This window comes from uncultured Campylobacter sp. (genome assembly GCF_937949835.1).
GTDB lineage: Bacteria > Campylobacterota > Campylobacteria > Campylobacterales > Campylobacteraceae > Campylobacter_B.
The window spans coordinates 1-5,112 of sequence record NZ_CALEDC010000105.1 but is presented as its reverse complement, the minus strand read 5'-3'; the positions used below and the strand labels follow the sequence as shown (position 1 = coordinate 5,112).

Annotated in this window: 5 protein-coding genes and 2 pseudogenes; all 7 read right to left on the bottom strand. The window is 46.6% G+C overall.

The window, feature by feature from the left end; all coding sequences use genetic code 11:
• A pseudogene (locus Q0256_RS02340) lies at nucleotides 1-255 on the bottom strand (arginine--tRNA ligase); the annotation flags it as partial.
• 5 nt (nucleotides 256-260) lie between these two features.
• The gene (locus Q0256_RS02335) at nucleotides 261-473 is read right to left on the bottom strand and encodes a twin-arginine translocase TatA/TatE family subunit (protein ID WP_295151567.1); all 213 of its coding nucleotides are present in this window, start codon (nucleotides 471-473) and stop codon (nucleotides 261-263) included.
• Between the two features lie 10 nt (nucleotides 474-483).
• Nucleotides 484-1,098 carry a guanylate kinase gene (gene gmk / locus Q0256_RS02330; RefSeq protein ID WP_291936305.1) on the bottom strand — a complete coding sequence of 205 codons (615 nt, stop codon included), beginning with the start codon at nucleotides 1,096-1,098 and terminating at the stop codon, nucleotides 484-486.
• Entirely contained in the window at nucleotides 1,098-3,170 is a 2,073-nt protein-coding gene (locus Q0256_RS02325; RefSeq protein ID WP_297959691.1) for a hypothetical protein, read from the bottom strand. Before Q0256_RS02325 ends, gmk begins: the two co-directional genes overlap by 1 nt.
• Nucleotides 3,171-3,227: 57 nt before the next feature.
• Nucleotides 3,228-3,869 carry an ABC transporter ATP-binding protein gene (locus Q0256_RS02320; RefSeq protein ID WP_297959689.1) on the bottom strand — a complete coding sequence of 214 codons (642 nt, stop codon included), beginning with the start codon at nucleotides 3,867-3,869 and terminating at the stop codon, nucleotides 3,228-3,230.
• Between the two features lie 2 nt (nucleotides 3,870-3,871).
• Entirely contained in the window at nucleotides 3,872-4,936 is a 1,065-nt protein-coding gene (gene tsf / locus Q0256_RS02315; protein WP_297959687.1) for a translation elongation factor Ts, read from the bottom strand.
• A pseudogene (locus tag Q0256_RS02310) lies at nucleotides 4,936-5,112 on the bottom strand (30S ribosomal protein S2); the annotation flags it as partial. The pseudogene Q0256_RS02310 and the gene tsf, both read right to left, overlap by 1 nt.

The following is a 5,112-nucleotide window of genomic DNA, read 5'->3' as shown; positions in this document are numbered from 1 at the left end:
AGCAAGCGCACCCAATACGGCGGGCTTTAGGTGAAAATTTAGATAGCCGTTAACCGCCGTGGCGCTTAGAATTTCGCTATCTTTAAATTTAGCCGCAAGCTCCTCGGCGATGAGCTTTGGCGCCTTTCGCAGCTCCTTAGCCAGCGCGAAAGCCTCGGGCGAGGCGTAATGAGCCAAACTTTTATCTTTGGGTTTTTCTAAAACGACTTCGCGAGATAAAATTTTAAAAATTTCATTTAAGACTAAATTTTTCAAATCCTTTACGCCTTTTTAGTATCGCTGATTTCGGCGTCTTTAACCTCTTGCTCCATCTTTTTCTCGACCTTTTGCGGTTCGTCGTCCTCTTCCATCTCTTTTTTGAAAGTCTTTATGCCCTTGCCCACGCCCTTTGCGAGCTCAGGGATCTTTTTAGCTCCGAAAAGTAACACGATGATCGCTAAGATAATTAGCAATTGTTGAACGCTTACGCCCATTTTTTCTCCTTTAAATTTTCCAAATTTCGATTAGCTTGCCTATGTCGCGGCTCGCCGTTTCTAGTTTGATAGTTTTGTAGATTGATCTTAAATTTTCATACGCCGCTTCCAGGCGGTCGTTTATTATGAAATAATCATACTCGCCTAGGCGCTCCATCTCCTCTTGCGCATTTTGCAGACGTAAAGCAATATCGGCAGGATCATTATCGCCGCGAGCGCGCAACCTATCTCTAAGCTCCGACAAGCTCGGCGTAGTAATAAATACGCTAGTAAGCTCGCTTTTAGGCACTTTGCTACGCACGATCTCATATCCTTGCACATCGATGTCAAAAATCACGATCTTACCCCGCTCAAGCTCGCTCGTAGCGGCTTTTAGCGAAGTACCGTAGTATTTGCCGTGGACCAATGCCCACTCTAAAAACTCTCCGCGCTCGATGCCTGCGCGAAACTCGCTCTCGCTTATGAAATGATAATTCACGCCGTCCGCTTCACCTGCACGCATTTCGCGCGTCGTAGAGGAGATCGAGAAGTATATCTGCTCGCCAAATTCTGCGATAAGACGCTTTATGAGCGTGCTTTTGCCGCTACCGCTTGGACCGGAAACGAGCAAAATTTTGCCTTTCACTATCTATCTCCAAACGATATGTCGATATTGATCTTAAAGTCCTTCAGCGCGTCCTTAGCGTCCTTACTGCCCGCAAATTTCTCGATCGTGTTTGCGATGCCCGCTTCTAGATCATCACGCAACTTGGTTTTCAGCTCCTCAGCGCTCGGTTTTTTACCGTGCTCGTTACGCAGCGGCTCGCTTTTGGCGCTAGGCTCTAACTCGCTTGCCATAAGGCTGGCAAACTCCGCCGCAGCCGAAGCGGCAAGCTCATTCGGCGCAGATTGCGTGCCAAATTTTATCTCATTTGCCTGCTCGGACGCACCGAATTTATACGCTTTAAATTCTGTGCGCTCCGAAGGCTTTGAAGCATTAAATTTTATCTGCTGCGCGGCGCTCTTTGCGGGCTTGCCGGATTTAAATTGCTCGCTATCTGCGGAGCTTGCGGCAAACGAGTTTGCAAAATCGCCCTCCATAGCGCGCAAAAATCCGTCCGCAAATCCGCCAGCAACGCTGTCAGATTGCTCGCTTTGCTTCGGTAAATCTGAGGTATCTAATATGTGCGGTAAATTTAGCTCCGAAAAATTCGGCGCAGGAGTAGAATTTATAGTCCCGATATTGCTAGAATTTGTAGAAGCTGCGAAATTTGCGCCAATTGAATCCCCTGCTTCATTATGAGCAGGCATAGACGCATTCTGTGCAAGTCCGCCGGTAAATTCCATACTTTGAAACGGAACGGCGTTATAAAGATTTTCACGAGGTATATCGCCCGCACCCGCTAACGCAATCGGCGTATCTGAAGCGACCTCGTATTGAGACGAAATTTGCGTTTTTTGAAAATCCGTAGCCGCTGTATTTTTATCATGCGCAGATCTTTTATCCTCTTTTTCATCGGAAGCAAACGCAGCCGCGGCAAAATTATCATATCCGCCAAACTCCTCCACGGGCATGCCGGCGCTATCGAAAAGCCTGGAAAAATCCATATCAAATCCACTATTAACAGACACGCCGGCTGCATCTTGCACTACTTGCGAGGCAGAATTTTTTTTATCTGTTTTATAGGCAAATGAGCCATCTGATTCATGCTGTTTAATAGTAACATCCGCAGAGTCTTTCGTTTCCTCTAGATTAGGCGCAGCGTCTGCCATTTTTTCAACAGCAGTTTCATTAGAGCCGCCGGCTCTTTGCAGCTCGTCTTGATGTGCAAGCGGTAAAGTTTCGCTTGCCCGTGTGGCGGGAATTTCATCTTCTGTCTGCGATTTATTTGTTTTGAAATTCTTAGGATTTTCATCATCTAGCGCCGCTAGAGCTATCGGAGCGTCATCCTTTGCGAGCGAAATTTCGCCCTGAGGTGTGTTATTACTTTCGGCAGACTCGCTTGCGCCGATACTATTTAGTGGTACATCCTCAGGGATATCGCTAGCAGCTAAGTTTAGAGGCATATCATCTGCGATATTATCCGCAATCTTTTCTGCGACGGCGTTAAGCGGCGTATCATCGGCGATGGTGTCCGCAATAGCCGCTTCATCTACAAGCTGCGAGAGCGGAATATCATCTGCGATCTCGTCCGTGCGCGGCATATCGCCTACCAACTGCGAAAGCGGCACATCATCTGCAATCTCGGGCGCTATATCGTTTGCCAACTGTGAAAGCGGTATATCCTTGCCGGAGTCATAAAAGCTATCCACAAGCTCTTCAAAATTACTGCCCGAAGCGGAATTCGCCTGATCAATCGCATCGATCTCTTTCATCACAGAGCTTGCATCGGCAAATTCTTTCGCCATTTTTTCTTTCGCCTGCACGCTCATATTTTGAACCGAAAACTCGCTGATAAACGTGATGAGCTCAAGCGGCGAAAAAGGCTTGGTAAGGGTATATCGCGCTCCTGGCGCCGAAACATTCTTAGGCGTCAGAAACAGCGTTTTATTAAGATCAAATTTTGAAATATCATCGCCATCTTCATAATTTTTTATCGTCAAATCATATTCACTCTCGTCTGCACTATATGCTACCAGATCCGCACCGATGCGCTCGCAGCAAATATTTACGACACTTGCAACCTGCTCATTGTGATTGTCAAGTAGAATTTTCATTTATGACCTTTTAGAAAGAATTTGGGCTATTGTAAGATATTTTTGGTTATTAATTGCTTATATTTGCGCTAAATTTCGGTTATTTAGGCGATAAACTTTGCAGCATTTTTGCGCTAAATTCTCATCGTGGGTCACGAGCACGAGCGCACCACGGCTGGATTTTACATAATCAAAGATCACGCTCATGACCTCGTTTGCGGTATCCTTGTCTAAATTTCCAGTCGGCTCGTCGGCAAAGATTATGCGCGGCTTTTTGCAAAGTATGCGAGCGATGCTCACGCGCTGCTGCTGTCCGCCGCTAAGCTCGCCCACGCCTTGCTTTAAAGTATGTTCGATCTGAAGCTTTTTTAAAATTTCATCATCTATCGCATTATTCGTAAGTTTAGCAGCGAGTTCGATATTTTCGCCAGAGGAAAAGCCCTTAAAAAGGTAGTGAGATTGAAATATTATGCCGAAGTCGTTGCGGCGAATTTTAAGTCTCTCATCGGAGCTTAGTTCGTAAATACTGCGCCCGTCGTAGATCACTTCGCCCGAGTTCGGTTTTAAAAGCGTGCATAAAATATGAAGCAGGGTCGATTTGCCGCAGCCGCTAATGCCCAAAATAGCGATACTCTCGCTCTCTTGGACGCTTAAACTTACATTTTCAAAGAGCGTATAATCATACGCGTGAGTAAGATTTACGCCCTTTAGAAGTTCCATATTTAGCCGATTTGAGCCGCTACTTCGGCTGCGAGGTCTTCGCTCTTTTTCTCTAGGCCTTCGCCCACTTCGAAGCGGACGTATTTTACGATCTCGATCTTGCCGCCTAGTTTTTTAGCTTCTTCCTCGATAACCTGCTCGACGGTTTTTTTATCGTCCATTACGTAAAATTGCCCTAGCAGCGTGAGACGCTGATCGATTTGGGTATTATCGGCGATGAAGCGATCAATCTGACCCGGCAAAATTTTATCCCAAATTTTTTCAGGTTTATTTTGCTTGCGAAGCTCGTCTTTTAAAATTTCAATCTCTTTGGCTAAAATTTCATCGCTTAGATGCGCGCGCGAGCCGAACTGCGGGATCTTATGAAGGGGCTTACCTAAGCGCACAAACTCCTCGTTTTCCTTCTCAAACTCGCCTTTAAGAGCTAAGAATTCTTTTTCGATAAAATCTGGGTCAAGCTCTTTATGGCTGATGACCTGCGGTTTCATCGCAGCTGCGTGCATGCAGAGATTTTTTATAAGCTCCTTCGCACCCTCCGCAGTCCGCTCGCTGTCGCAAGCTGCTGCGATAATGACGCCTACTCGACCGTTTGAGTGCAGATAACCGTTTACCACGCCGTTTACGCCTGCCTTAATCGTCTCAAATCTTCTAACGACCAAATTTTCTCCGATCGTGGCGATCTGGCTTTTTAGATGCTCATCAAATTTAACGCCGTCGATGATGCTGGAATTTAGCTCATCAATGCTGCTAATGCCCTTGCTTTGGATATGTAGAGTAGTATTTTTAACTAAATTTATAAAATTTTGATTTTTAGCTACGAAGTCGGTTTCGGAATTTATCTCGCTTATGGTGGCGATCTTGTGATCCGCGCCCACTTCGACGCTCACTAGGCCCTCGCTAGCTAGGCGGTCGGCTTTTTTAGCAGCCTTTCCGAGACCCTTCTCGCGAAGCAGATCGACAGCCTTATCCATATCGCCGTCTGTTTCAACCAAAGCCTTTTTGCAGTCCATCATCCCCGCTCCGGTGCTTTCGCGGAGCTCTTTTACCATTTGCGCGCTGATTTCCATTACTCTTCGTCCTCGCTTACGTCAAAATCCTCTTCGCTCATCGCCTCGGCTACGACTTCCTCTTTCTCCTCGTCGCTGACGGCTTCGCTCTGCTCGACATCCTCGCTCGCATCTTGATCGCGAAGCGCCTTGCCTTCGTTTATCGCCTCAGCCATCTCTTGGCAGAAAAGCTGAAC

What these genes read in the sequence shown, in the direction of transcription:
- Q0256_RS02335 (WP_295151567.1), bottom strand. Translation starts at nt 473, where the DNA reads ATGGGCGTAAGCGTTCAACAATTGCTAATTATCTTAGCGATCATCGTG.
- Q0256_RS02325 (WP_297959691.1), bottom strand. Translation starts at nt 3,170, where the DNA reads ATGAAAATTCTACTTGACAATCACAATGAGCAGGTTGCAAGTGTCGTA.
- Q0256_RS02320 (WP_297959689.1), bottom strand. Translation starts at nt 3,869, where the DNA reads ATGGAACTTCTAAAGGGCGTAAATCTTACTCACGCGTATGATTATACG.
- tsf (WP_297959687.1), bottom strand. Translation starts at nt 4,936, where the DNA reads ATGGAAATCAGCGCGCAAATGGTAAAAGAGCTCCGCGAAAGCACCGGA.